Raw genomic sequence first — 3654 nt, forward strand, 5'->3', positions numbered from 1 at the left:
CCGCGTAAACGACGCCAGGCGCGGCCACCTGCCTCAGGTCAGGCTGGTATCCACCACGCGGCGCTCCAGCGCCAGGAATTCCTTGGACTGCATCTCGTTCAGGCGCGAGACGGTGCGGGGGAACTCATGGGCCAGCGGGCCCTCAGTGTAAAGCTGCTCGGGCGGCACGGCGGCCGAGATGACCAGCTTGACCCTGCGGTCGTACAGCACGTCCACCAGCCAGGTGAAGCGCCGCGCGGGCGACGCCATGTTGACCGGCATATAGGGCACGTCGGACAGCAGCACGGTGTGGAACTGGCTTGCGATCTCCAGGTAGTCGTTCTGCGAGCGCGGGCCACCGCACAGCTCGCGGAAGTCGAACCAGACCACGCCGCCGGCGCGGCGGCGCGCACGGATCTCGCGCGCCTCGATGTGCAGCACCGGGTCCTCGTCCTTGACCTCGGCCAGCTTGTCGAAGGTCTCGGTCATGGCCGCATCGGCCTCGGCACCCAGCGGCGTGTGGTAGAGCCTGGCGTTTTCCAGCGTGCGGCGGCGGTAGTCCGTGCCGTTGTCCACGTTGACGACTTCCATGCGTTCGTTGAGCAGGTCGATGGCCGGCAGGATGCGGTCGCGGTGCAGGCCGCCCGGGTACAGCTCGTCGGGCTTGAAGTTGGAGGTGGTGACAAAGCCCACGCCGTTGGCGAACAGCGACACCAGCAGCCGGTGCAGGATCATCGCGTCCGTGATGTCGGCCACGTGGAATTCATCGAAGCAGATCAGCTTGTACTTCTTGGAGATGCGCGCACCCAGCACGTCCAGCGGGTTCTGGGTGCCCTGCAGCACGGCGAGTTCACGGTGGACCTCGCGCATGAATTCATGGAAATGCAGGCGCACCTTGCGCCTGAGCGGCACGGCATTGAAGAAGCAATCCATGAGAAAGCTCTTGCCGCGCCCCACCCCGCCGTACATGTAGACGCCACGGGGGATCTCGGGATGGTTGATGAGCTTCTTGAAGGCATTGGAGCGGCGCTGGCGGTAGACCGTCCAGTCGTCGGCACAGCGCTGCAGCGCCTCGACGGCGCGCAGTTGCGCAGGATCACTGTGAAAGCCCTTGGCTACCAGTTCGGCCTCGTAGGCCTCTCGCACTGAAACGCTCATGCAGCATCAACCATTTGCTATGTATTCAGAAGCTGAAAGCGCTTGCAGAGCAAGCGCTTTCAGGTCTCGGATTGGCTAGATGGCTAGCCTGGCACTCAGAAGTTCAGAGTACGCTTGTCGACTGCCAGGGCAGCCTCCTTGGTGGCTTCGGACAGCGAGGGGTGGGCATGGCAGATGCGGGCGATGTCTTCGCTCGATGCCTTGAACTCCATGGCAACAACGGCTTCGGAGATCAGCTCCGAGACCATGGGGCCGACCATGTGCACGCCCAGGATCTCGTCGGTTTCGGCATCGGCCAGGAACTTGACCATGCCCGTGGTGTCGCCCAGGGCGCGCGCACGGCCGTTGGCCAGGAAGGGGAAGCTGCCGGCCTTGTACTTGACGCCCTGCTCCTTCAGTTGCTGCTCGGTGCGGCCCACCCAGGCGATTTCGGGGCTGGTGTAGATCACCCAGGGGATGGTGCCGAAGTTCACATGGCCATGCTGGCCGGCGATGCGCTCGGCCACGGCCACGGCCTCTTCCTCGGCCTTGTGCGCCAGCATCGGGCCGCGCACCACGTCGCCCACGGCCCAGACGCCGGGCAGGCTGGTCTTGCAGTCGTCATCGACCACGATGCAGCCGCGCTCGTCCAGGGCCAGGCCCACCGCCTCGGCATTGAGGCCGGCGGTGTTGGCCGTGCGGCCAATGGAGATGATGAGCTTGTCAGCCTCCAGCGCCTGGGCTTCACCCTTGGCGTTGGTGTAGGCGATGGACACGCCCTTCTTGCCGGACTTGACTTCGCCGATCTTCACGCCCAGCTCGATCTTCAGGCCCTGCTTGTCGAAGGCCTTCTTGGCTTCCTTGGCGATCTGCTCGTCCACGGCGGGCAGGAACTTGTCCATGCCCTCGAGCACGATGACTTCGGTGCCAAGACGGCGCCAGACCGAGCCCATTTCCAGGCCGATCACGCCGGCGCCAATCAGGGCCAGCTTCTTGGGGGCCTTGCCCAGGCGCAGGGCGCCGTCGTTGGACAGGATGTTCTCTTCATCGAAGGGCACGCCGGGCAGAGCGCGGGCGTTGGAGCCGGTGGCCACCACGATCTGCTTGCCCGTCAGCACTTCCTCTTCCTTGCCGGCGACCTTGATCTCGTAGCCGCCTTCGACGGCCTTGACGAAGGAACCACGGCCGTGGAAGAACGTGACCTTGTTCTTCTTGAACAGGTACAGGATGCCGTCGTTGTTCTGCTTCACGACCGCATCCTTGCGGGCGATCATCTTGGCCACGTCCATCTCGACCTTGCCGGTGGAGATGCCATGGTCGGCAAAGTGCAGGTTGGCGTGCTCGAAGTGCTCGGACGACTGCAGCAGGGCCTTGGAGGGAATGCAGCCCACGTTGGTGCAGGTGCCGCCCGGAGCGGCGCCGCCGGCGGCGTTCTTCCACTCGTCGATACAGGCCACGTTGAAGCCCAGTTGCGCGGCACGGATGGCGGCGATGTAGCCGCCAGGGCCCGCGCCGATGACGATGACGTCGAATTGCTTGCTCATTTCAGGAATCTCTTGTCTGTGATGCATGAAAAAACCCACCGCAGGGCGCGCGGCCAAGGGTGGGTTTTCGTCGTGTCGAACCCTGTGGAATTACAGGTCGAACAGCAGGCGCGAAGGATCTTCCAGCGCGTCCTTCATGGCCACCAGGCCCAGCACGGCTTCGCGGCCGTCGATGATGCGGTGGTCATAGGACATGGCCAGATAGTTCATCGGGCGCACCACGACCTGGCCGTTCTCGACCATGGCACGGTCCTTGGTGGCGTGCACGCCCAGGATGGCCGACTGGGGCGGGTTGATGATGGGGGTGGACATCATCGAGCCGAAGGTGCCGCCATTGGAGATGGAGAAGGTGCCGCCGGTCATTTCTTCAATGCCCAGCTTGCCTTCGGCAGCCTTCTTGCCGAATTCGGCAATCTTCTTTTCGATGTCGGCGAAGCTCATCTGGTCTGCATTGCGCAGGATGGGCACCACCAGGCCACGGGGCGAACCCACGGCGATACCGATGTCGAAGTAGCCGTGGTAGACGATGTCGTTGCCGTCCACGGATGCGTTGAGCACCGGGTACTTCTTCAGGGCGTGCACGGCCGCCTTGACGAAGAAGGACATGAAGCCCAGCTTGGTGCCGTGTTCCTTGGTGAAGGCGTCCTGGAACTTCTTGCGCAGATCCATCACCGGGGCCATGTTCACTTCATTGAACGTGGTCAGGATGGCGTTGGTGGACTGCGACTGCAGCAGACGCTCGGCCACGCGGGCACGCAGGCGGCTCATGGGCACGCGCTGCTCGGGACGGCCGCTGAGGTCTTCCTTGGCGGACGGAGCCGACACCTGGGGCAGCGCCTTGGTGGGCACGCCGGTGGGAATGACGGCAGCGGTGGACTGCACGCCGCCCTTGATGGCGGCCAGCGCGTCACCCTTGGTCACGCGGCCATCCTTGCCGGAGCCAGCCACGCCGGCGGCCGACAGGTTGTTTTCGGCCAGCAGCTTGGCAACGCGG

3 protein-coding genes are annotated in these 3654 nt (G+C 64.3%); all 3 read right to left on the reverse strand.

The genetic code is table 11. The annotated features are described in order from the left end of the window. Window positions 1–33 precede the first annotated feature (33 nt). Window positions 34–1137, reverse strand: a complete 1104-nt coding sequence (gene zapE, locus L995_RS00140; protein ID WP_016446859.1) for a cell division protein ZapE — start codon at window positions 1135–1137, stop codon at window positions 34–36. 95 nt (window positions 1138–1232) lie between these two features. Continuing rightward, window positions 1233–2660: a dihydrolipoyl dehydrogenase gene (gene lpdA / locus L995_RS00145; protein WP_017404783.1), complete on the reverse strand. Its 1428-nt coding sequence runs from the start codon at window positions 2658–2660 to the stop codon at window positions 1233–1235. Window positions 2661–2750: 90 nt separating this feature from the next. Further along, on the reverse strand, window positions 2751–3654 hold a 904-nt coding region (gene odhB, locus L995_RS00150; RefSeq protein WP_047467965.1), incomplete at its 5' end, for a 2-oxoglutarate dehydrogenase complex dihydrolipoyllysine-residue succinyltransferase.

It is taken from the genome of Delftia sp. ZNC0008, assembly GCF_000799035.1.
Taxonomy (GTDB): domain Bacteria; phylum Pseudomonadota; class Gammaproteobacteria; order Burkholderiales; family Burkholderiaceae_C; genus Comamonas; species Comamonas tsuruhatensis.

Bases quoted from the DNA above. Each gene is read 5' to 3' on its own strand.
- lpdA (WP_017404783.1), bottom strand. From the start codon at position 2,660: ATGAGCAAGCAATTCGACGTCATCGTCATCGGCGCGGGCCCTGGCGGC.
- zapE (WP_016446859.1), bottom strand. From the start codon at position 1,137: ATGAGCGTTTCAGTGCGAGAGGCCTACGAGGCCGAACTGGTAGCCAAG.